The organism is Rhodanobacter sp. UC4443_H10 (assembly GCF_052978325.1).
Map to the genome: position 1 here is coordinate 3,274,485 of NZ_CM129668.1, position 20,811 is coordinate 3,295,295.

General features: G+C 67.9%; 20 protein-coding genes. 12 read left to right on the forward strand and 8 right to left on the reverse strand.

Going from position 1 to position 20,811, the window contains the following annotated elements:
* Positions 1–20: 20 nt before the first annotated feature.
* The gene (locus tag ACVCMB_RS14820) at positions 21–1,001 is read right to left on the reverse strand and encodes an alpha-ketoacid dehydrogenase subunit beta (protein ID WP_447097340.1); all 981 of its coding nucleotides are present in this window, start codon (positions 999–1,001) and stop codon (positions 21–23) included.
* 3 nt (positions 1,002–1,004) lie between these two features.
* A complete protein-coding gene (pdhA, locus tag ACVCMB_RS14825) occupies positions 1,005–2,090 on the reverse strand; it encodes a pyruvate dehydrogenase (acetyl-transferring) E1 component subunit alpha (protein ID WP_447105521.1) in 1,086 nt (361 codons plus the stop codon).
* A gap of 332 nt (positions 2,091–2,422) precedes the next feature.
* On the opposite strand from pdhA, the gene ACVCMB_RS14830 reads away from it, so the two are divergent.
* The gene (locus tag ACVCMB_RS14830) at positions 2,423–3,271 is read left to right on the forward strand and encodes a tryptophan 2,3-dioxygenase (RefSeq protein ID WP_395116249.1); all 849 of its coding nucleotides are present in this window, start codon (positions 2,423–2,425) and stop codon (positions 3,269–3,271) included.
* A gap of 14 nt (positions 3,272–3,285) precedes the next feature.
* On the opposite strand, the gene ACVCMB_RS14835 is transcribed toward ACVCMB_RS14830, so the two are convergent.
* Positions 3,286–3,993 carry an ArsR/SmtB family transcription factor gene (locus ACVCMB_RS14835; protein WP_395116251.1) on the reverse strand — a complete coding sequence of 236 codons (708 nt, stop codon included), beginning with the start codon at positions 3,991–3,993 and terminating at the stop codon, positions 3,286–3,288.
* A gap of 177 nt (positions 3,994–4,170) precedes the next feature.
* Between ACVCMB_RS14835 and ACVCMB_RS14840 the strand changes: the two genes are divergently transcribed.
* Both ACVCMB_RS14840 and ACVCMB_RS14845 read left to right on the forward strand, forming a co-directional pair.
* Positions 4,171–5,673 carry a peptide MFS transporter gene (locus tag ACVCMB_RS14840; protein WP_395116253.1) on the forward strand — a complete coding sequence of 501 codons (1,503 nt, stop codon included), beginning with the start codon at positions 4,171–4,173 and terminating at the stop codon, positions 5,671–5,673.
* A 184-nt stretch (positions 5,674–5,857) separates the two neighbouring features.
* A complete protein-coding gene (locus ACVCMB_RS14845) occupies positions 5,858–7,366 on the forward strand; it encodes a peptide MFS transporter (RefSeq protein ID WP_447105522.1) in 1,509 nt (502 codons plus the stop codon).
* Positions 7,367–7,462: 96 nt separating this feature from the next.
* Here the strand turns inward: ACVCMB_RS14845 and ACVCMB_RS14850 are convergent, their stop codons facing one another.
* Entirely contained in the window at positions 7,463–7,924 is a 462-nt protein-coding gene (locus ACVCMB_RS14850; protein WP_447105523.1) for a MarR family winged helix-turn-helix transcriptional regulator, read from the reverse strand.
* 107 nt (positions 7,925–8,031) lie between these two features.
* Between ACVCMB_RS14850 and hppD the strand changes: the two genes are divergently transcribed.
* From hppD to ACVCMB_RS14875, 5 genes are all read left to right on the forward strand, one after another.
* Positions 8,032–9,126: a 4-hydroxyphenylpyruvate dioxygenase gene (gene hppD, locus ACVCMB_RS14855; RefSeq protein ID WP_447105524.1), complete on the forward strand. Its 1,095-nt coding sequence runs from the start codon at positions 8,032–8,034 to the stop codon at positions 9,124–9,126.
* Positions 9,127–9,138: 12 nt separating this feature from the next.
* Positions 9,139–10,437, forward strand: a complete 1,299-nt coding sequence (hmgA, locus tag ACVCMB_RS14860; RefSeq protein ID WP_447105525.1) for a homogentisate 1,2-dioxygenase — start codon at positions 9,139–9,141, stop codon at positions 10,435–10,437.
* 37 nt (positions 10,438–10,474) lie between these two features.
* Complete coding sequence (locus ACVCMB_RS14865; RefSeq protein WP_447105526.1) at positions 10,475–11,461, forward strand: fumarylacetoacetate hydrolase family protein; 987 nt, start codon at positions 10,475–10,477, stop codon at positions 11,459–11,461.
* A gap of 212 nt (positions 11,462–11,673) precedes the next feature.
* Positions 11,674–13,074 (forward strand): oxygen-independent coproporphyrinogen III oxidase, encoded by a 1,401-nt coding sequence (gene hemN, locus ACVCMB_RS14870; RefSeq protein WP_447105527.1) that lies wholly within the window; start codon positions 11,674–11,676, stop codon positions 13,072–13,074.
* Between the two features lie 35 nt (positions 13,075–13,109).
* Entirely contained in the window at positions 13,110–13,871 is a 762-nt protein-coding gene (locus ACVCMB_RS14875) for a helix-turn-helix domain-containing protein (RefSeq protein ID WP_395116269.1), read from the forward strand.
* A gap of 56 nt (positions 13,872–13,927) precedes the next feature.
* On the opposite strand, the gene ACVCMB_RS14880 is transcribed toward ACVCMB_RS14875, so the two are convergent.
* Genes ACVCMB_RS14880 through ACVCMB_RS14890 form a run of 3 tightly spaced genes read right to left on the reverse strand, consistent with a single transcriptional unit; the run spans position 13,928 to position 16,667 of the window.
* Positions 13,928–14,689, reverse strand: a complete 762-nt coding sequence (locus tag ACVCMB_RS14880; RefSeq protein ID WP_447105528.1) for a glycosyltransferase family 2 protein — start codon at positions 14,687–14,689, stop codon at positions 13,928–13,930.
* Entirely contained in the window at positions 14,686–15,477 is a 792-nt protein-coding gene (locus ACVCMB_RS14885; RefSeq protein WP_447105529.1) for a beta-ketoacyl synthase chain length factor, read from the reverse strand. Before ACVCMB_RS14885 ends, ACVCMB_RS14880 begins: the two co-directional genes overlap by 4 nt.
* The gene (locus tag ACVCMB_RS14890) at positions 15,474–16,667 is read right to left on the reverse strand and encodes a beta-ketoacyl-[acyl-carrier-protein] synthase family protein (RefSeq protein ID WP_447105530.1); all 1,194 of its coding nucleotides are present in this window, start codon (positions 16,665–16,667) and stop codon (positions 15,474–15,476) included. The genes ACVCMB_RS14885 and ACVCMB_RS14890 overlap by 4 nt, the downstream gene beginning before the upstream one ends.
* A gap of 154 nt (positions 16,668–16,821) precedes the next feature.
* Here ACVCMB_RS14890 and ACVCMB_RS14895 point away from each other — a divergent pair, with 154 nt between their 5' ends.
* Together ACVCMB_RS14895 and hemF are read left to right on the forward strand one after the other, a co-directional pair.
* Positions 16,822–17,505: a YdcF family protein gene (locus ACVCMB_RS14895; protein WP_395116277.1), complete on the forward strand. Its 684-nt coding sequence runs from the start codon at positions 16,822–16,824 to the stop codon at positions 17,503–17,505.
* Between the two features lie 95 nt (positions 17,506–17,600).
* Positions 17,601–18,503: an oxygen-dependent coproporphyrinogen oxidase gene (gene hemF, locus ACVCMB_RS14900; RefSeq protein WP_447105531.1), complete on the forward strand. Its 903-nt coding sequence runs from the start codon at positions 17,601–17,603 to the stop codon at positions 18,501–18,503.
* A gap of 96 nt (positions 18,504–18,599) precedes the next feature.
* Here the strand turns inward: hemF and ACVCMB_RS14905 are convergent, their stop codons facing one another.
* Complete coding sequence (locus tag ACVCMB_RS14905) at positions 18,600–19,256, reverse strand: hypothetical protein (protein WP_447105532.1); 657 nt, start codon at positions 19,254–19,256, stop codon at positions 18,600–18,602.
* Between the two features lie 142 nt (positions 19,257–19,398).
* Between ACVCMB_RS14905 and gpmA the strand changes: the two genes are divergently transcribed.
* Positions 19,399–20,142: a 2,3-diphosphoglycerate-dependent phosphoglycerate mutase gene (gpmA, locus tag ACVCMB_RS14910; protein WP_395116283.1), complete on the forward strand. Its 744-nt coding sequence runs from the start codon at positions 19,399–19,401 to the stop codon at positions 20,140–20,142.
* Between the two features lie 103 nt (positions 20,143–20,245).
* Entirely contained in the window at positions 20,246–20,806 is a 561-nt protein-coding gene (locus ACVCMB_RS14915; protein WP_447105533.1) for a DUF1453 domain-containing protein, read from the forward strand.
* Positions 20,807–20,811: the final 5 nt, after the last annotated feature.

Here is a 20,811-nt window from a genome sequence, read left to right on the forward strand (position 1 = left end):
CCGATTCCCGGCGGCAAGCCTCAGCTTGCCGCCAGCGTACGCTTCGCCGCGTCGACGACGCGTTCCACGCTCGGCAGGTATTTCATTTCCAGGCGGAACAGCGGGATGTGGGTGTCGGGGCCGGTGACGCGTTCGACCGGGGCAAGCAGGTCGTACATGCATTCCTCGGCCAGGCGGGCGGCAATCTCGGCGCCGAAGCCGGCGGTCTTGGGGGCTTCGTGCACGATCACGCAGCGACCGGTCTTGGCCACCGACTCGGCGATGGTGTCGAAGTCCAGCGGGGTCAGCGTGGCCACGTCGATCACTTCGGCGCTGATGCCTTCGGCGGCCAGCGCGTCGGCCGCTTCGAGCGACTCCTTCACCTGCGCGCCCCACGTGACGATGGTGACGTCGCTGCCGTCGCGCAGCACGAAGCACACGTCCAACGGCAGGGCTTCGCCATCGTCCGGCACCTCTTCCTTGTACTGGCGGTAGATGCGCTTGGGCTCGAAGAACATCACCGGATCGGGGTCGCGGATCGCGGCCAGCAGCAGGCCGTAGGCGCGCGCCGGGGAGGAGGGCAGCACCACGCGCAGGCCGGGGATATTGGTGAACAGGTGCTCGTTGGCCTCGGAGTGATGCTCCGGTGCGCGGATGCCGCCGCCCCACGGCGCACGCCACACGGCCGGCACGGTGAGGCGGCCGCGCGTGCGGTTGCGCATGCGTGCGGCGTGGCAGGCGATCTGCTCCATCATCGGGTAGATGAAGCCCTCGAACTGCGCCTCGGCGACCGGCTTCATGCCCTGCACGGCGAGGCCGACGGTGACGCCGGCGATGGTGGTTTCGTCCAGCGGCGTGTCGAGCACGCGCAGTTCGCCGAATTTTTCCTGCAGGCCCTGGGTGGCGCGGAACACGCCGCCGTTGACGCCGACGTCTTCGCCCAGCACCACGACCGATTCGTCATGGGCCATTTCGTAGGCGAGCGCCTGGGTGACCGCTTCGATGAGAGTGATTTGTGCCATGGCTTAGTGGGCCTTCTGGTCAAGCGAGAGGACGTGGTCGCGCTGTTTTTCGAGGTCGGCGGGCAGCTCCGCGAAGGTGTAGTCGAACATCGCCGAGACCGGCTGGGTCCTGGTTTCCAGGTACGCGTTGACCTCGTTGTCCATCCACTCGTCGCATTCGGCCTTCCACGCCTCTTCCCTGGCGTCGTCCCACACTTTCTTCTTCACCAGCCAGTTGCGCAGGCGCTTCATCGGCTCCTTGGCCCAGGCCTCGTCGACCTCTTCCTTGCCGCGGTAGCGACGCGCGTCGTCGGCGGTGGTGTGGTCGCCCAGGCGATAGGTGACCAGTTCCAGCACGCTGCCGCCTTCGCCGTTGCGCGCGCGATCGAGTGCGTCCTCCATCGCCTTGCGCACCGCGATGATGTCGTTGCCGTCGACCTGGATGCAGAACAGGCCGGCCGCGATGCCCTTCTGTGCCAGCGTCGGCGCACCGGACTGGATCTTGCGCGGCACCGAGATCGCCCACTGGTTGTTTACGATCACCGCCACCAGCGGCAGGTTCTGCGCGCCGGCGATGTTGATCGCGCCGTAGAAATCGCCCTTGGACGAACCGCCGTCGCCGATGGTGCACACCGCCACGCGCTTCTCGCCGCGGATCTTGAACGCCAGCGCCGAACCGGCCGCGTGCAGGCATTGCGTGGCGATCGGCACGCTCCACGCGAAGTCGTGGCGCGCCGGCTCCTTCTGGTAGTCGTTGCCGCGTTCGTCGCCCCCCCAGTACATGTAGACCTCGCGCGGCTGCACGCCGCGATACAGCTGCGCGCCGTATTCGCGGTAGCTCGGTGCGTAGACGTCTTCGGGCTTCATCGCGCTGCCGATGCCGACATGGGCAGCCTCGTGGCCGAGGCAGCTGGCGTAGGTGCCCAGCTTGCCGGTGCGCTGCAGCGCGATCGACTTGGCGTCGAACACGCGGGTGGACAGCATCAGCTTGTACAGCTCGACCATGTGGTCGAGGTCCTTGGCGAAGGCCGGGAGATCCTTGCGGACTTCCTTGCCTTCGGCATCGAGGTACTGCAGGTATTCGATTTCAAACTTGGCGGCGATGGTCACGACTCGCTCCGGAGTGAGTACAGAGGAAAACCTGGTGGCGCATGTCCCGCCGGTTGCGATCGGGCCGCAAACGACTGCGCAAGACCGCGCTTGATAACAGGCTGGCATGTTGCACTGCAAGGTACAGTGCAGCATGCGTGGCGGTATGGAAGGGCGGTTGCGGAGCCCGAAACCCCTGCAGGAGAGCACTCCGTGCGCGATGCTTCCGCGAATCCCGGATTCCGTTCCGGAAAGCATCGCGCACGGGGAGGGCTGCGCCTCTGTCCTGGATCAAGGTTCATGCGTCGCCCCAGCCGTTACCATGCCCGTTTCCGATGACACGACGGAACACCATGAGCGACAACCAGCGCGATCTCGAAGCGGGCATCCAGACCGACCTCAACGGACAGATCACCTACGGCGGCTACCTGCAGCTGGACACCTTGCTGTCGGCGCAGCAGCCGCTGAGCAATCCGCCGCATCACGACGAGATGCTGTTCATCGTGCAGCACCACGTGGCCGAGCTGTGGATGAAGCTGATGCTGCACGAGCTCACCGCCGCGGTGGCGCACCTGCAGCGCGATGACGTCGATGCCTGCCTGAAGATCCTGGCGCGGGTGAAGCAGGTGCAGCGCCAACTGTTCGAGCAATGGGCGGTGCTGGAGACGCTCACTCCGTCGGAATACCTGGAGTTCCGCGGCGTGCTGGGGCCATCGTCGGGTTTCCAGTCGCTGCAGTACCGCAAGATCGAGTTCACCTTGGGCAACAAGAATGCCGCGATGCTCAAGGTGTTCGCGCATGACCCGGTCGCGCAGGCCGGATTGCGTGCGGTGCTGGAGGCACCCAGCCTGTACGACGAGTTCCTGCGCTACCTGTCGCGCCGCGGCCATGCGGTGCCGGCCGAGCTGCTCGATCGCGACTGGACCCAGCCCTACCGCCGCAACGCGGGCCTGTTGCCGGTACTCAAGCGCATCTACGAGGGCCGTGCGGATTTCTGGCCGGAGTACCACCTGTGCGAGCAACTGGTGGACGTGGAGGAGAGCTTCCAGCTTTGGCGCTTCCGCCACATGAAGACGGTGGAGCGCATCATCGGCCATCGCCGCGGCACCGGCGGCTCGTCCGGGGTGAGTTTCCTGAAGAAGGCACTGGACCTGGAGTTTTTCCCCGAGTTGCTCGACGTGCGCACCGAACTCGGCGTCTGACGACGGCGACTCGCTCAGCCGGAAACGGCGTCGAGCGCGTCGGCGTCGATGCCGAACTCGCGCGCCAGCGCCGCCGCGCCCAGCGGGGTAGGTGTCAGTGCGCGGCTGCTCGGCCGCCGGCGCAGCCAGCCGACCCGATCGATCATGCCGTGCGCCAGATCGCGTCCCAGCGTACCGCCGACGTGATGGCGGCGTTCGGTCCAGTCCAGGCATAGCCGGCCGCGCAAGGTGGCCGGGCTGTCGGCGGCCAGCAGGTCGAGCCGCTGCAGCGCGTCGCGTCCTGCCCGGCTGAGGCCGCAACCGTCGCCATCGAGTTGCAGCCAGCCGCGTTGCAGCAGCGATTCGCGCAACAGCACGCCGAGCTGGCCGGCCAGATGGTGGTAGCACAACCGCGCACGCCACAGCGACGGATCGCCCGGTCGCTGGCGCGGTGGCGGTCGTGGCATCAGGCTGGCCATCGCCTCCAGGGCGGCGGCCACGTCGGCATTGGCCAATCGGTAGTAGCGGTGGCGGCCCTGCGGCTCGACCGCGACGAAGCCCTCGGCGACCAGTCGCGCCAGGTGCGCGCTGGCAGTGGCGGCACTGATGCCGGCCAGTTGGGCCAGCTCGCCGGCAGGCAGGGCGACGCCATCCAGCAGGGCTGCGAGCATCGCGGCGCGGCTGGGTTCGGCCAGTGCGGCGGCGGGTTTGAACAGGTGTTCGGGCCAGACGGTTTTGCGCATGCCCGCAGTGTAAGTCGGCGGCCGCGGGGAGGTTTCGTCGCGCGACGAAGCATGGCGGTGGCGACGGTGCGCCGGCGTGCCGCGGGTTGACGGCGCGCCGTGGGCCGGTTACATCTTCGACGCAATATCTTGCGATCACGCCGGCCGCAGCTGGCGCATCACTCTCACGGAAACCCCATGACGACGAGCAACTCCACGGCCGCGCCGCTGCCGGAATACCCGCAACTGCTTGGCCACCCGCGACCGCTGTGGATGCTGTTCATGTCGGAGTTCTGGGAGCGCTTCGCGTTCTACGGCATGCGCTGGGCGCTCACGCTCTACATCGTGGCGCAGTTCTGGGACGGCAACGACGCCGGCCAGGCGGATGCCAGCCGCACCTACGGCGCGTACCTGGCGCTGGTCTACGCCACCGCGGTGTTCGGCGGCTACGTGGCCGACAAGATCCTCGGCTACCAGCGCTCGATCCTGCTCGGCGCGGTGGTGATGGCGGCCGGCCTGTTCATGATCATGCTGCCCAGCCACGAGGTGTTCATGCTGGGCCTGGCCACGATCATCGTCGGCAACGGCCTGTTCAAGCCGAACATCTCCTCGATGGTCGGCCAGCTCTACGCGCCGGGCGACTCGCGCCGCGACCGCGGCTTCACGCTGTTCTACATGGGCATCAACGCCGGTGCGCTGATTGCGCCGGTGCTGACCAGCATCCTGGCCAACAAGGTGTTCGGCACGCCCGGGCACCACAGCTACAACGTGGTGTTCGCCGCCTCCGGCGTGGGCATGCTGATCAGCCTGGTGTGGTTCTGGTTCGGCCGGCGCCAGCTCGGTCCGGTCGGCCGGCCCTCCCCGGAGATGGCCAACCCGATGCGCGTGGTGTACGTGGCGATTGGCGTGCTGGTGGCGATCCCGCTGGTGTACCTGCTGATGGATCGCGCCGGCGCGGTGGTGCTGCAGTGGCTGCTTACCGCGCTGTTCCTGGGCGTGGGCGTGATGCTGGTGATCGAGGCGATCCGCACCGGCCGCGTGCAGATCCAGCGGGTGATCGCGATGCTGATCATCTTCACCTTCAACGTGCTGTTCTGGATGTTCTTCGAACAGGCCGGCAGCTCGTTCAACTTCCTGGCGCAGCACATCGTGGATCGCGACCTGGGCGGCTGGATGTTCCCGATCGGCTGGTTCCAGTCGGTCAACCCGGTGGCGATCGTGCTGCTGGCGCCGCTGATCGCACTGGCCTGGGGCTGGCTGGACAAGCGGCGCATCGAGCCGTCGATCCCGCGCAAGTTCGGCCTGGGCCTGATCGGCAACGCGCTGGGTTTCGCGGTGCTGATGTATGCCTTGTCCAGCCTGGTCGGCGACAACGGCATGATTCCGCTGTGGACGCTGGTGCTGTGCTACGTGCTGCAGACCGCCGGCGAGTTGTGCCTGTCGCCGATCGGCCTGTCGATGGTGACCAAGCTGGCGCCGGTGCGGCTGGTCGGGCTGGGCATGGGCGGCTGGTTCCTGTCCACCGCGATCGGCAACAACCTGGCCGGCCTGTTCGCCGCCCACGTCAGCGGCGAGTCCGGCATGACCGTGGACTCGGCCCTCTCCGGCTACACCTCCGGCTTCTGGATCCTGCTCGGCGGCGGCGTGCTGCTGTTCCTGCTCGCGCCGCTGATCAACAAGCTGATGCACGGGGTTAGGTGAAGGCAGGGAATAGGGAGTAGGGAATAGGGAATGGTCAAAGCGGCAACGCGAAGCCTCGTCCCGCTCTTCCGATTCCCGATTCCCGATTCCCCACTCCCTGACTCTCAACCATTGACGCGACGCTTGGCGCCCGGTTACATCTGGGCGCTTGCGGCTGCCTCACGCATGCCGATGAAGGACTTGCATGAGCCAGACCGGTACCGTCGACGTCGTCCCGACGCCTGATTTCCCGCCATTGCTCGGGCATCCGCGACCGCTGTGGATGCTGTTCATGACCGAGTTCTGGGAGCGCTTCGCCTTCTACAGCGTGAGCTGGGCGCTGGCGTTGTACATCGTGGCCGAGTTCTACCACGGCGACAGTTCGGGCCAGGCCTGGGCCAGCGCGATCTTCGGTTCGTACACCGCACTGATCTATGGCACCGGCATCTTCGGCGGCTGGGTGGCGGACAAGTTGATCGGCTATCAGCGCACGATCCTGCTCGGTGCGGCGGTGATGGCGGCGGGACTGTTCGTGCTGGCGCTGCCCGACCGCGTGATGTTGCTGCTCGGGCTGGCGCTGGTGATCGTCGGCGACGGCCTGTTCAAGCCGAACATCTCCTCGATGGTGGGCCAGCTCTACGGCCGCGACGACCCGCGCCGCGACCGCGGCTTCACCCTGTTCTACATGGGCATCAATGCGGGCGCGCTGATTGCGCCGCTGCTTACCGGCTGGATGGCCGCGCAGTTCACCGCCACCCCGCTGGAGCAGAATTACCGGCTGGTGTTCATCACCGCCGGCGTGGGCATGCTGCTGAGCCTGCTGTGGTTCTGGTTCGGCCGGCGCCAGCTCAAGGGCGTGGGCCGGCCTGCGAACGGCGCGGAAAGCCGCTGGCGCGTGCTGTGGGTGGCGGCCGGCGCGCTCGCCGCGGTGCCGGTGATGTACTGGCTGCTCTCGGGCATCGGCGCGCGCGGCCTGCAATGGGTGCTGGGTGCGCTGTTCGTGGTGGTGGCGGCGATGCTGCTGACGGAGGCGGCGCGGCACGGCCGGGTGCAGACCCGGCGGGTGATCGCGATGCTGATCATCTTCGCCTTCAACGTGCTGTTCTGGATGTTCTACTACCAGCTCGGCACCACCTTCAATTTCCTCGCCGAGAACCTGGTGGATCGCCGGCTGTTCGGCGGCTGGACCTTCCCGGTGGGCTGGTTCCAGTCGGTGAGCCCGCTGGCCATCATCGTGTTCGCGCCGCTGGTGGCGGCGGTGTGGGCGTGGCTGGACAGGCGCCGGCGCGAGCCCTCGATCCCGCGCAAGTTCGGCCTCGGCCTGGTCTTCAACGCGCTGGGTTTCCTGGTGCTGGTGTACGCACTGGGACAGCTGCTGGGCACCGACGGGCTGATCCCGTTCTGGCCGCTGGTGCTGTGCTACGTGATGCAGACCCTGGGCGAGCTGTGCCTGTCGCCGATCGGCCTGTCGATGGTGACCAAGCTGGCGCCGCCGAAGCTGGTCGGCTTCGCGATGGGCGGCTGGTTCCTGTCACTGGCGGTAGGCGGCAACCTGTCCGGCCTGTTCGCCAGCCGGATCACCGGCACCCACGGCCTCACCGCCAGCGCCGCACTCGACGGCTTCACCTTCAGCTTCTGGCTGCTGCTCGGCGCCGGCGTGCTGCTGCTCGCCATCGCGCCGCTGGTGAACCGGTTGATGCACGGGGTGCGGTGAGGCCGGGAATCGGGGATAGAGAACAGGGAATCGTCAAAGCCCACGCGGCGAGCGGCGCTGTTGCTCTTCCCATTCCCGATTCCCGATTCCCGGCCTTCAGGCCAGCAGCTTGTCCAGTATCCGCTCCAGCCACTGGCGCTCCTCGGCATCGAGTTTGGCCAGCACTTCACGTTCGCGGGCGCGGGCCATCGGGGCGACGTCGTCGTGGATGGCCCAGCCGGCGGCGCTGAGCTTGAGCACCGAGCGGCGCTTGTCGTTGTCGTGCACCGTGCGATCCACCCGGCCCGCGGCGACCAGGCGCGCCAGCGCGCGGCTCACCGCCACTTTGTCCATCGCCGTGCGCTCGGCCACCTCGCGCGCGGACAGCCCTTCGAAGCGGGCCAGCACCGCCATCACCCGCCACTCCGTCACCGAGAGATCGTGGCGGCTCTGGTAGTCGTCGGCGATCGTCTGGCTGATCGTGTTGGACAGGATCGACAGCCGGTAGGGCAGGAAGTGCTCCAGTTGCAACGGGGCGTGCTCGGCGCGGGCCAGCGTGCTCTTGTGGCGGAGGGACATGGACGGGTTCCTTGCAATTGGTTTCATTTGTAACTATAACGAAGGATTACCAGTGGTGATGGCACGCTCGTGGGCGGCCATCGTGCACCGACAAACAGGAGAGCGCCATGAACGCCCAGCCCAACCTTGGCATGCAGGTCAGCACCTTCGACAACCCGATGGGGATCGACGGCTTCGAATTCGTCGAGTTCGCCGCGCCCGCCGGTCGTGCCGGGGAGCTGCACGAACTGTTCAAGCGGATGGGCTTCGCGGCAGTGCTGAAACACAAGTCGCGGCCAATCACCGTCTACCGGCAGAACGGCGTGAACTTCCTGGTCAACGAGGACCCCGATTCCTTCGCCGCGGATTTCGCCAAGGCCCACGGCCCCAGCGCCTGCGGTTTCGGCATCCGCTTCCGCAAGCCCGGCGCGCAGGTGCTGCAGGCGGTGCTCGACAACGGCGGCGAGCAGGTCGGCCACAAGGAAGCCAGCAAGGCGGTCAACGCGGCGGTCATCAAGGGCATCGGCGACTGCATGCTGTACCTGGTCGACCGTTACGGCAACCTCGGCAGCATCTACGACGCCGACTACGTGGCGATCGCGGGGGCGGAGCAGAACCCGACCGGGTTCGGCCTCACCTTCATCGACCATCTCACCCACAACCTGTACTTCGGCAACATGCAGAAGTGGTCGGACTACTACGAGAAGCTGTTCAACTTCCGCGAGATCCGCTACTTCGACATCAAGGGCGCCAAGACCGGCCTGGTCTCCAAGGCGATGACCGCGCCGGACGGCGTCGTGCGCATCCCGCTGAACGAGTCGAACGACCCGAAGAGCCAGATCAACGAATACCTCGACGCCTACCACGGCGAAGGTATCCAGCACATCGCCTGCTTCACCGACGACATCTACGCCACGGTGGAGAAGATGCGCGCGGCCGGCGTGGAATTCCTCGACACCCCCGACACCTATTTCGAGGTGATCGACGAGCGCATCCCCGGGCACGGCGAGGACGTGCCGCGGCTGGCGAAGAACAAGATCCTGATCGACGCCGACAAGGAAACGAAGAAGCGCCTGCTGCTGCAGATCTTCACCCAGAACTGCATCGGCCCGATCTTCTTCGAGATCATCCAGCGCAAGGGTAACGAAGGTTTCGGCGAAGGCAATTTCCAGGCGCTGTTCGAGTCCATCGAGCGCGACCAGATGAAGCGCGGTTTCCTCTGAGGAGCGGTTCCCATGGCGATCGGCGTCAGCAAGGGTTACCAGTCGGGTTTCGGCAACGAGTTCGCCAGCGAGGCCATTCCCGGCACGCTGCCGGAAGGACAGAACTCGCCGCAACGCGTGGCACACGGCCTGTATGCGGAGCAGCTGTCGGGCACCGCGTTCACCGCGCCGCGTCATAGCAACCGGCGCAGCTGGCTGTACCGGATTCGCCCGGCGGCGGTGCACGAGCCGTTCCAGCCGCTGGCGCATGCCACCTTCCACAACCGTTTCGACGAGGCGCCGGCGACGCCGAACCAGTTGCGCTGGGATCCGCTGCCGCTGCCGACGCAGCCGACGGATTTCATCGACGGTCTGGTCACCCTGGCCGGCAACGGCGGACCGGCGGAGCAGGGCGGCATCGGCATCCACCTGTACGCGGCGAACCGCTCGATGCAGGGGCGCTTCTTCTGCAACGCCGACGGCGAGCTGCTGATCGTGCCGCAGCAGGGTCGGCTGCGGCTGGCCACCGAGCTGGGCGTGATCGAGATCGAGCCGCAGGAGATCGCGGTGATTCCGCGCGGCGTGCGGTTCCGCGTCGACCTGCTCGACGGCGACGCGCGTGGTTATGTCTGCGAGAACTTCGGCGCGTTGTTGCGCCTGCCGGAGCTTGGCCCGATCGGCTCGAACTGCCTGGCCAATGCGCGCGACTTCCTCACCCCGGTGGCGGCGTACGAGGACGTCGAAGGCGCGTTCGAGCTGGTGGCGAAATTCCAGGGCGCGCTGTGGAGCGCGAAGATCGGTCATTCGCCGCTGGACGTGGTCGGCTGGCACGGCAATTACGCGCCGTACAAGTACGACCTGCGCCGCTTCAACACGATCGGTTCGATCAGCGTCGACCATCCCGATCCGTCGATCTTCACCGTGCTGACCTCGGCCAGCGACACCGCCGGCACCGCCAACGTGGATTTCGCGATCTTCCCGCCGCGCTGGCTGGTGGCGCAGCACACCTTCCGCCCGCCGTGGTTCCACCGCAACGTGGCCAGCGAGTTCATGGGCCTGATCACCGGCGTGTACGACGCCAAGGCCGAGGGTTTCGTGCCCGGCGGCGCCTCGCTGCACAACTGCATGAGCGCGCACGGCCCGGATGCGGCGACCTTCGAGAAGGCTTCGCATGCCGATCTGTCCAAGCCTGACGTGATCACCGCCACCATGGCCTTCATGTTCGAGACGCGCAAGGTGATCCGGCCCACGCAGCAGGCGCTGGACGCGCCGCAACTGCAGCGCGACTACTACCGATGCTGGCAGGATATCGGCAAGCACTTCACGCCGTGACGGCGATCCCTCCACGCAGCAGGTACAAGGCAGCACGATGAAACTCGGATCTCTCAAGGAAGGCGGCCGCGACGGCACGCTGGTGGTGGTCAGCCGCGATCTCTCCCGCGCGGTGAAGGCGGACGGCATCGCGCCGACGCTGCAGGCGGCGCTGGACGACTGGTCGAACGCGGCGCCGCGGCTGAATGCGTTGTCGGACAAGTTGAACGCGGGCGCCGCCGCCGGCGCGTTCGCGCTGGATGTCCGCGCGCTGGCCTCGCCACTGCCGCGCGCCTACGAGTTCGTCGATGGTTCGGCCTATCTGCCGCACGTCGAGCGCGTGCGCCGCGCCCGCGGCGCCGAGGTGCCGGCGAGCTTCTACACCGACCCGCTGATGTACCAGGCCACCAGCGCCGGTTTCCTCGGCCCGCGCGACCCGGTGGTGGTGCCCAGCGAGGATTTCGGCATCGACCTGGAAGCCGAGGTGGTGGTGGTCACCGACGACGTGCCGATGGCAGTGACGCCGGCGCAGGCCTCCGAACACATCCAGCTGATCGGTCTGGTCAACGACGTCAGCCTGCGCGGGCTGATCCCCGGCGAGTTGGCCAAGGGCTTCGGCTTCCTGCAGAGCAAGCCGCGTTCGGCGCTGTCGCCGGTGCTGGTGACCCCCGACGAACTGGGCGAGGCCTGGACCGGCGACAAGCTGCACCTGCCGATGCGCACCTGGCTCAACGACAAGTGGTTCGGCGAGGCTGAATGTGGCGTGGACATGCAGTTCTCGTTCGCCGAACTGGTCGCGCACGTGGCGAAGACGCGCCCGCTGACCGCCGGCACCATCGTCGGCTCCGGCACCATCGCCAACCAGGACACCGGCAAGGGTGCGTCCTGCCTGGCCGAGCAGCGCACGGTGGAAACCCTGCGCGACGGCCAGCCCAGCACGCCGTTCCTGAAGTTCGGCGACCACCTGAAGATCGACGTCACCGACGCCGCCGGCGCCTCGATCTTCGGCTCGATCGAGCAGCAGATCGAGCCGCTCAAGCGCTGACGCCTCGCGATGTCTTGCAGGGGCCCGCAAGCGGCCCCTGCGGCAAGGCCCTGGCAGGAAGCGGCGGGCCGTGCCCGCCCTGGGCGTCGCCGCAATCGATGCGAGGTTTTCCCGCATTCCGGCATGCAAGATGCTGCGGCAGGTTGACGCGAGTTCCGGCGGGTTGATCCGGATCAAGGCGGGCGGGCAGAGGGGTGGACAGACTCGCTGCCATGATCACTCCCATCGAACCTCCCGATTTCGACCCTGCGCTGATCGCCCGTTACGACGTGGCCGGTCCGCGCTACACCAGCTATCCGACGGCGCCGCAGTTCAAGACCGACTTCGACGAAACCGTGTTGCGCAGCGTGATCCGGGCTTCCAACGAGGAGCCGATCCCGCGCCCGCTGTCGCTGTACGTGCACGTGCCGTTCTGCATGAGCCCGTGCTTCTACTGCGGCTGCAACCGCATCATCACGCGCGACCACAGCCAGGCCGATCGCTACCTCGAACGGCTGTACCGCGAGATCGAGCTGATCGCGCCGCTGTTCGACCGCGACCGTCCGGTGCGCCAGCTGCACTTCGGCGGCGGCACGCCCAACTTCCTCGATATCCGCCAGATGGGCGAACTGCTGGAATCGCTGGCGCGGCATTTCAGCTTCAGCCGCGCGGCGGATCGCGAGTTCGGCATCGAGATCGACCCGCGTTTCGCCGACGGTGCCTACGTGCACGGCCTGGGCGAGCTGGGCTTCAACCGCATCTCGGTGGGCATCCAGGATTTCGATCCGGCGGTGCAGGAAGCGGTCAACCGCATCCAGAGTTTCGAGCAGACCCGCGAGGTGCTCGACGCGGCGCGCAAGTCGTGGTTCCGCTCGACCAGCGTGGACCTGATCTACGGCCTGCCGCTGCAGACCGTCGACGGCTTCAGCCGCACGCTGGAGCAGGTGGTGTCGCTCGACCCGGATCGGGTGGCCGTCTACGGCTACGCGCACCTGCCGGAGATGTTCAAGGCGCAGCGGCAAATCGCCGCCGCCGACCTGCCCGACGCCGCCACGCGGCTGGCGCTGTTCGGTCGCGCGGTGGCGCAGCTGTCGGCGGCGGGTTACGTCTATGTCGGCATGGACCACTTCGCCAAGGCCACCGACGAACTGGTGCTGGCGCAGCGCGCCGGCACGCTGCAACGCAATTTCCAGGGTTATTCGACCCACGGCCATTGCGACATCGTGGGGCTGGGCGTCAGCGCGATCGGCCGCATCGGCGACAGCTACAGCCAGAACGCGCGCGACCTGATGGGGTATTACGGGGCGCTGGATGCCGGCCGCCTGCCGGTGGCGCGCGGGCTGGAACTGGACGAGGACGACCTGATCCGGCGCGAGCTGATCGGCGAGCTGATGTGCCACGGGGTGGTCGACAAGCAGCAGTTCGGTGCACGCCATCGGCTGCTGTTCGACGAATATTTCGTGCGCGCGCGCGAACGCCTCGCGCCGCTGGTGGCTGACGGTTTGGTGGAAGACGACGCGCGCGAGGTGCGGGTGACCTCGCGGGGCCGTCTGCTGTTGCGTATCATCGCCATGTGCTTTGACGCCTATCTCGACGACAAGGCACAGGCGGCGCGCTATTCGCGCGTGATCTGATCCACGCAGCTCCGACCAGGCAACCCGATCGCATCATGGATTCCAAGCACCCGGCAGGGCGCCTGCCCGAGCCGCCCAATCCGATTGCCGACGACGGCGACGAGGCGCACTTCTGCGGTACCTGTGCGTTCTCCAGTGCCTGCATCGCTGCGGGCTACAACAAGCCCGAGCTGGCGCAGTTGCAATGCCTGGTCGAGCACGTCGGGCCGTTCCGTGCCGGCGAGCACATCTTCCGCACCGGCGATCCGTTCCGTGCGATCTTCGCGGTGCGCAGCGGCACGGTGAAAACCCGCATGGTGGACAAGGAGGGCCGCGAGCAGGTGCTGGGTTTCTACCTGCCCGGCGAGGTGATCGGCCTCAACGCGATCTATCCCGAGCACTTCCCCTGCGACGCGGTGGCGCTGGATACCTCGTTCTTCTGCCGTTTCTCCTTCCCCGCGATGAGCGCGCTGGCCTCGCGCATCCCGGCGGTGCAGAAGCACCTGTTTCGCCTGCTGAGCAAGGAACTGGGCAGCGCAAGCCTGCTGGCCGGCGACCACAGCGCGGACGAGCGCATGGCGGCGTTCCTGATGGATCTCGCCGGACGCTATGCCGCGCGCGGTTTCTCCGCCACGCGCTTCCACCTCAGCATGTCGCGCGGCGACATCGCCAACTACCTGCGCCTGGCCGCCGAAACGGTGAGCCGCGTGCTGAGTCGCTTCCGCAGCCAGAACCTGATCCGTATCGAGGGTCGCGAACTGGAGCTGCTCAACCCCGATGCCCTGCGCCAGCTCGGCCAGGCGCTGCTGCCGGACTGAGTTCCAAGGTGTTCTGACCAGGCCGTCGTTCCAGCGAGGACTTGGCCATGGTGTCTCTAAGCTGCCGGCACGGCTTCCTCGATCACTCGCGGACGCGCGCGCGAGCGGCGATAGCTGGCGATGATGTCGCCGTAGTGGATCACCCGGCCGATCGTGTAGGTGGTGATGCGGGTGACGTCGCGCACCGGTTTCAGGTGGCTGGGGCGGAACGTGCCGTGATAGCGCGAGGCGATCGGCACCGAGACGATGCCGAGTTTCTTCTCGCGCGAGGCGGCGATCAGGATGGCGGCCTCGAACACGAAGTTCTCCGCGGCCAGGTCGACCAGTTCCAGTGCCTCGCGCGGATACCAGCGCTGGCCGCTCTGGGTGTCGGCCACCGGTTGGGCGCAGGCCCACGAGATGCCCCAGTCGGCGACCGCGTTGGCGCGGCGACGGCCCTTCGGTTGCTGCGCCTTGTCCAGCAGCCGCGCGCCGATCACGATGTGCTGCGGGTAGCGCGCGGCGGCGGCGACGATGCGCGGGATGTCGCTGGCCACGTGCTGGCCGTCGCCGTCCATCGTCAGTACCGCGTCGTAGCCCAGGCGCAGCGCCTCGCGGAAGCCCCGGCGCAGCGCCTCGCCCTTGCCGCAGCGTTGTTCGTGGCGCAGCAGGGTTACCGGCAGGCTGGCAGCGATATCCGGCGTGCGATCGTCCGAGCCATCGTCGATCACGATCACCGGCGCCTCCAGCGCGAGCACGGATTCGATCACTGCGCGGATCGCCGCCTCCTCGTTGAGACAGGGGATCAGGACGCACCAGCGTGCGGTGGATGTATTCACGCGACCTTCTCCATGGCGATCTGCAATCCCAGCGCGGGGGCGGCGGCCAGCCGGCATGATCCCGCATTACCGGCCAGCACGGCGAGCAGGGCGAGGCTGCGGGCCGATGGATTGCCCCGGCACCAACCGGCCAGTGGCTCGGGCAGGGCATCGTCGGGCTGCGGCGGGGCCAGCTGCAGGTCGAGCCGGGCCAGCGTGGCCGCGCCCGCCGCAGGGGCCATCACCAGCGCGCAGGCGAAGGGCTGGTCGCAGTCGGTGACTTCGGCCAGCGGCCAGCTGCCGGCGCTGTCGCTGCACACCAGCAGCACCGCGCGTTGCTCGGTCAGCACCTGGCTGGCCGCTTCGAGCAGGCCGGCACCGAAGCTGGCTGCCTGCGCCGCGATCGCGGTGGACGGCGCGTGGCAGCCGGTGGCGATGGTCCAGTAGCCGACGGCGGCGTTGTGCACCGAGTTGTGGAAGCGGATCGGCGACAGCTCGGCCGGCGCATGGGCGAGCGTGGCGCACATGTAATCGGTGATCGTCTGGTCGCCGTGCGAGGAGGCGAACACGCACGCCAGCGTGGCGGCGTCGCGGCCGCTCATCGCGACCGCCTGTCCGGCCGCCTCGATCGCCAGCAGCACGCTGGCCGGTGCGCGCCGGCGCTCGTTCGGCGGCAGCGTGGCGGCAGTGGGGCGCGCCGGCGGCGGCGCTGGCGTCTGTCCGGCGAGCAGGCTGCGCAATGCGGCGAAGTCGGCCAGCTGCGGCGACCACAGGCCGATGCCTTCGACGTAGACGCGCAAGTCGCTCATGCGACGAACCCCGCGCGAGCGAAGGCCAGGCAGGCATTGTTGCCGCCGAAGCCGAACGAGTTGCTGAGTGCCACGTCGATGCGCTGCTGCTCGTTGTGCCAGGCGAACTGCGCGCCGCAGACCGGGTCGGGCGTGTCGCCGCCGAGGTTGCCGGGCACCAGGTCGTGTTCGATCGCCTGCAGCGCCATGGTCGCCTCGACGATGCCCGCGGCACCCAGCGTGTGGCCGGTGAAACCCTTGGTGGAGCTGGCCCGCGTGGTGGCCGGGAAGGCGCGCGCAACCAGCGCCGCTTCCACTTCGTCGTTCTTCTGGCTGGCGGTGCCGTGCAGGTTGAGGTAGCCGACCTGCGCAGGATCGAGCCCGGCGCGCGCCAGCGCGTCGTTCAGTGCCAGCTCCGCACCGAGTCCTTGCGGGTGCGGCGTGGACATGTGGTGCGCGTCGCTGGATTCGCCGTAGCCGAGCAGGCGCGGCGCATCGGGTGCGGTGTCGATGCGCTCCAGCAGCGCGAAGCCGGCGGCCTCGCCGATCGAGATGCCGTTGCGCGCCGCGTCGAACGGCCGGCACGGCTCGGGCGAGACCAGTTCCAGCGCGTTGAAACCGAACAGCACGCTGTCGCACAAGGTATCCACGCCGCCGACCACGGCCGCGTCGATCAGGCCCAGCCGCAGCATCCGCTCGGCGCTGGCGAACACCTTGGCGCTGGACGAGCAGGCGGTGGAGACGGTCAGGCACGGCCCTTCCAGTGCCAGCGCCGCGGCTACGAAGGCGGCCAGCGAATGCGGCGCGTGGATCGCCGGGCGCAGCATGTCGTCGGGAAAACCGCCGTCGGCGTCGAGCCGCCGATACGCCTCCTCGGTGGCGCCGATGCTGGCGGTGGAGGTGCCCAGCAGCAAGGCGACGCGGCCGGCGCCGTAGCGCGCGCGCGCGGCGCGCACGCGGTCGAGGAAGCCGTCCTGGTTCAGGCCGAGCCAGGCCAGCCGGTTGTTGCGGCAATCCCATGGTGCGAGCGCGGCGGGCAGCGCGGCGGTTTCCAGGCCATCGACGCGGCCGATCCAGCATGCCAGCGGCGCACTGCTGAAATCGTTCGGACGCAGGCCGCTGCGCTCGCCGCGCAACGCGTCGAGCTGGGCGTCGAGCCCGTGGCCGAGTGCCGACGTGGCGGTGTGCGCGGTAACCGCGAGAGGTGTCATCACATGAGGCATCGCGAAAGCCTAGCGGTCGCCCTGCAGCTTGCCTAGCCTGCGACCATCGGCGGAGTCCGATCGTGGCCAGCACGGCATGAAGATGCCGCGAACGTCGTACACCGTTAAGCTGTCGCGTCTCCCGCACCGACGATGCCTTGGCGTGTCCGCCCCGCGAAAACCCTCGAAATACCTGCGCGACGCCGACGTGCTGCATGCGGCAGTGGTCACCGGGCTGGTCGTGGTGCTCAGTGCCGGCCTGGTCTGGCTCGGCTATCTGGTCCATGTATGGCGCATCGCCACGCGCAGCCCGCTGTCGCCGCCGCGACGGATGACCGTGCTGGTGTTCGGCCGCCGGCTGGAACATGACGCGCCCGGCCATGATTACCGGCAGCGCCTGCAGCGCGCGCTGGTCCTGGCACGGCAGCAACAGACCGATCATCTGCTGCTGCTCGGCGGTTGCAGCGGCAGCGAGCTGAGCGAGGCCGCTGCCGGCGAGGCCTGGTTGCGCCAGCACGAGCTGACCGGCGACGTGCGCGTGGAGCTCGAACAGGATTCGATCGACTCGCTGGAGAACCTGCGCCATGCGCGCCGACTGCTGCTGGAACGAGGCCACCTGCCGCCGGTGGCGCTGGTGACCAGCCGCTACCACCTTGCGCGCTGTCTGCTGCTGGCGCAGCGGCTCGGCTTCGACAGCATTGCCGTGGCGGCGGAACCGACGCTGCCGCGGCATGCGCGCTACCTCGGCCGGCTCGTGCTGGAAGCGGGCTACCTGATGTGGATCGACATCGGCATGCGCTGGGCGCGGTTGATCGGGCACGCGCGCATGGCCGCACGCATCAGTTGAATTGTGCCGGATCAGGCCGGCGCGGCGCTGCACCGCAGCCGGTCGCGCACGGCTGCTTGCTAAGCTTGGCGCCATCGAATCTTTCGGGCCAGACGATGAGTGCACAAGCCGACCTTGCCGAAACCTTCCTGCGCGAACTGCAGGACCGCATCTGCGCGGCGATCGAGCAGGCCGACGGCGGCGCACGCTTCGTCGAGGATGCGTGGACCCGCGCGGCGGGCGGTGGCGGGCGCACCCGCGTGCTGCGCGATGGCGCGGTGTTCGAGCAGGCCGGGGTGAATTTCTCGCGCGTGCACGGGCATCAGCTGCCACCCAGCGCCACCGCGCACCGGCCCGAGCTGGCCGGCGGCAGCTTCATCGCCACCGGCGTGTCGCTGGTGCTGCATCCGAAGAACCCGCACGTGCCGACCACGCATGCCAACGTGCGCTACTTCGAGGCCAGCAAGGAAGGCGTGGAGCCGGTGTGGTGGTTCGGCGGCGGCTTCGACCTCACCCCGTTCTACCCGGTGGACGAGGACGTGCGCCACTGGCACACCGTGGCGCGCGACCTGTGCGAACCGTATGGCTCGGACGTGTATCCGCGCTACAAGCAATGGTGCGACGAGTACTTCTACCTGAAGCACCGCGACGAAACGCGCGGCGTGGGCGGGCTGTTCTACGACGACATGAACGAGGGCGGCTTCGAGCGCTGCTTCGCGTTCACCCGCGACGTCGGCCAGGGTTTCCTCGATGCCTATCTGCCGATCGTCGAACGGCGCAAGGCCACGCCGTACGGCGAGCGCGAGCGCGAGTTCCAGCTGTACCGGCGCGGTCGCTACGTGGAGTTCAACCTGGTCTACGACCGCGGCACCTTGTTCGGCCTGCAATCCGGCGGCCGCACCGAATCGATCCTGATGAGCCTGCCGCCGCGCGTGCGCTTCGAGTATGCGTACCAGCCGGAAGCCGGCTCCGCCGAGGCGAAGCTCGCCGACTACCTCAAGCCTCGCGACTGGCTTTGAGAGCCAAGGAGTGAGTGGAGAGGAGTGAGAAGCGAGAGAGTGCAGTCGAGCGCCGGCTTTTCTCCCTTTCTCACTCTTCTCCACTCACTTCCGCTCTTACGGCGTGGCCCCGCTGAACTTCTCCACCGTGGCACCCTTCACCGGGCCGATCTGCGCGCTGTCGCTGACTTTCAGTTCCACCTCGCGGCGGAACTCCAGCGTGCCCTGCACCGCGGCGTGGGGGCCGATGACCACCACCGGCTTGCGACCGTTGAAGTTGAACCAGCCGTGCGGCTTGTCGATCAGGATGCCGCCTTCGACGCGCGAGTTTTCGCCCACGGTGATGTCGCCGCTCACCGTGGCCAGACCGCCGGCGACGTGGGCGGCATCCAGCACGATGGCGCCGTTGACGTTGCCCAGCTTGCCGCCGACCTCGGCGCCGCGCGCCAGGCGGATGCTGCCGTTGACCGCGCTGACGTCACCACTGACCTTGCTGGCTTCGCCCAGCGTGATCGAGCCGTTGACGGTGTCCACCGCGGTGGCCTGGGCGCGGTCGCCGAGCTCCACCGCGCCGTTGACCGTGCCGGCCTTGCGCACGGTGGCGCCATCGCCGACATGGACCGCGCCGTTGACCGAGCTGACGTCGCCGGCCTGTTGGCCCGCCTCGACGCGTACCGCGCCGTTGACCTTGTCGATGTCGCCGTCGCGGGCCACTGCCAGGGCAGGCAGCAAGGCGAACGTGCACAGGAGAAGAATGGTCGAGATGCGGTGCATGGCAGGCTCCGTGGTCGGTGGGAGTCTCTAGGATGCCGCCGCCGCGGCAAAGGTTTGCCATGACCTGTGGCAGGGTGCGGATTTGACGCTGCCGGGGCCGCACTGCACCATTCGCGGTTCATCCCGTTTGCTGAGCACACCCATGCACAAGCTCGTCCTGATCCGCCACGGCCAATCGCAGTGGAACCTCGACAACCGCTTCAGCGGCTGGGCCGACGTCGACCTCACCGAGCAGGGCAGGGCGGAGGCGCGCGAAGCGGGCCGCCTGCTGACCGAAGGCGGCTACAGCTTCGACGTGGCGCACACCTCGGTGCTCAAGCGGGCCGTGCGCACGCTGTGGGGCGTGCAGGACGAGATGGGCCTGATGTGGCTGCCGGTGGTCACCGACTGGCGTCTCAACGAGCGTCACTACGGCGGCCTCACCGGCCTGAACAAGGCCGAGACCGCGGCGAAGTACGGCGAGGAGCAGGTGAAGATCTGGCGGCGCAGCTACGACGTGCCGCCGCCGCCGCTGGAGCGCGCCGCGAACGAGTCGGTGCACGATCCGCGCTACGCGAAGCTCGACCCGAAGGACATCCCCGATACCGAGTGCCTGAAGGACACCGTGGCGCGCGTGCTGCCGTACTGGCACCAGGTGCTGGCGCCGGCGATCAAGGCGGGCCAGCGCGTGCTGGTCGCCGCGCACGGCAACTCGCTACGCGCGCTGGTGAAATATCTGGACGGCATCTCCGACGAGGCGATCGTCGAGCTCAACATCCCCAACGGCGTGCCACTGGTGTACGAATTCGACGACGAACTGAAGCCGTTGCGCCATTACTACCTGGGCGATGCCGAGGCGATCGCGGCGAAGATGGCCGCGGTGGCCAACCAGGGCAAGGCGAAGTAGCCGGGATTCGGGCTTCGCCAGGAGCAAAATCGCCGGCAGCCGGTGCGGGTGCCTTTCCGAACCCCAGCCCCCAGCCCCAGTCCCTCATCCACCGGACCACGCCATGCCCGCCCATCTGACCAGTTACCTGATCATGCTGCCGCTGCTGGCCTGGATCGTGTGGCGGCGGGTCAGCCGGCAGTTCGGTCGCCAGCCGATCCGGCGCAAGCGGATGATCGCCCGCATCGTGATCTTCGCGGTCATCGGTGGCCTGCTGGCGCTGAGCGGTTTCCATCATCTGGCGTTGGCCGAAGGGTTGCTCGGCGGGGTGCTGATCGGCGCCGCGATCGGTCTGTTCGGCCTGCGGCTGACCCGCTTCGAGGTCGATCCGGTCAAGGGCGACTGCTACGTGCCCAATGCGTGGATCGGCGCCCTGCTCACCGTATTGCTGCTCGGGCGCCTGGGCTGGCGGTTGATGGTGGTATGGCCGCAGCTGCAGCACGCGCAGGCGGCGGCAGACGCGGGCACCTCGATGCAGCCGATGGGCTACGCGTCCAGCCCGTTGACCATGCTGGTGATCGGCCTGCTGGTCGGTTACTACATCGCCTATTACAGCGGCGTGCTGGTGCACCATCGGCGCTTCCTGCGCGCGCATCCTGCGGCGGCGGCCGCGCACGTCGAGTGATCCGG

What these genes read in the sequence shown, in the direction of transcription:
- hemF (WP_447105531.1), top strand. Translation starts at nt 17,601, where the DNA reads ATGAGTGCACAAGCCGACCTTGCCGAAACCTTCCTGCGCGAACTGCAG.
- ACVCMB_RS14850 (WP_447105523.1), bottom strand. Translation starts at nt 7,924, where the DNA reads ATGTCCCTCCGCCACAAGAGCACGCTGGCCCGCGCCGAGCACGCCCCG.
- ACVCMB_RS14905 (WP_447105532.1), bottom strand. Translation starts at nt 19,256, where the DNA reads ATGCACCGCATCTCGACCATTCTTCTCCTGTGCACGTTCGCCTTGCTG.
- hemN (WP_447105527.1), top strand. Translation starts at nt 11,674, where the DNA reads ATGATCACTCCCATCGAACCTCCCGATTTCGACCCTGCGCTGATCGCC.
- ACVCMB_RS14865 (WP_447105526.1), top strand. Translation starts at nt 10,475, where the DNA reads ATGAAACTCGGATCTCTCAAGGAAGGCGGCCGCGACGGCACGCTGGTG.
- hppD (WP_447105524.1), top strand. Translation starts at nt 8,032, where the DNA reads ATGAACGCCCAGCCCAACCTTGGCATGCAGGTCAGCACCTTCGACAAC.
- gpmA (WP_395116283.1), top strand. Translation starts at nt 19,399, where the DNA reads ATGCACAAGCTCGTCCTGATCCGCCACGGCCAATCGCAGTGGAACCTC.
- ACVCMB_RS14875 (WP_395116269.1), top strand. Translation starts at nt 13,110, where the DNA reads ATGGATTCCAAGCACCCGGCAGGGCGCCTGCCCGAGCCGCCCAATCCG.
- ACVCMB_RS14820 (WP_447097340.1), bottom strand. Translation starts at nt 1,001, where the DNA reads ATGGCACAAATCACTCTCATCGAAGCGGTCACCCAGGCGCTCGCCTAC.
- ACVCMB_RS14845 (WP_447105522.1), top strand. Translation starts at nt 5,858, where the DNA reads ATGAGCCAGACCGGTACCGTCGACGTCGTCCCGACGCCTGATTTCCCG.
- ACVCMB_RS14835 (WP_395116251.1), bottom strand. Translation starts at nt 3,993, where the DNA reads ATGCGCAAAACCGTCTGGCCCGAACACCTGTTCAAACCCGCCGCCGCA.
- ACVCMB_RS14885 (WP_447105529.1), bottom strand. Translation starts at nt 15,477, where the DNA reads ATGAGCGACTTGCGCGTCTACGTCGAAGGCATCGGCCTGTGGTCGCCG.
- ACVCMB_RS14890 (WP_447105530.1), bottom strand. Translation starts at nt 16,667, where the DNA reads ATGACACCTCTCGCGGTTACCGCGCACACCGCCACGTCGGCACTCGGC.
- ACVCMB_RS14830 (WP_395116249.1), top strand. Translation starts at nt 2,423, where the DNA reads ATGAGCGACAACCAGCGCGATCTCGAAGCGGGCATCCAGACCGACCTC.
- ACVCMB_RS14915 (WP_447105533.1), top strand. Translation starts at nt 20,246, where the DNA reads ATGCCCGCCCATCTGACCAGTTACCTGATCATGCTGCCGCTGCTGGCC.
- hmgA (WP_447105525.1), top strand. Translation starts at nt 9,139, where the DNA reads ATGGCGATCGGCGTCAGCAAGGGTTACCAGTCGGGTTTCGGCAACGAG.
- ACVCMB_RS14840 (WP_395116253.1), top strand. Translation starts at nt 4,171, where the DNA reads ATGACGACGAGCAACTCCACGGCCGCGCCGCTGCCGGAATACCCGCAA.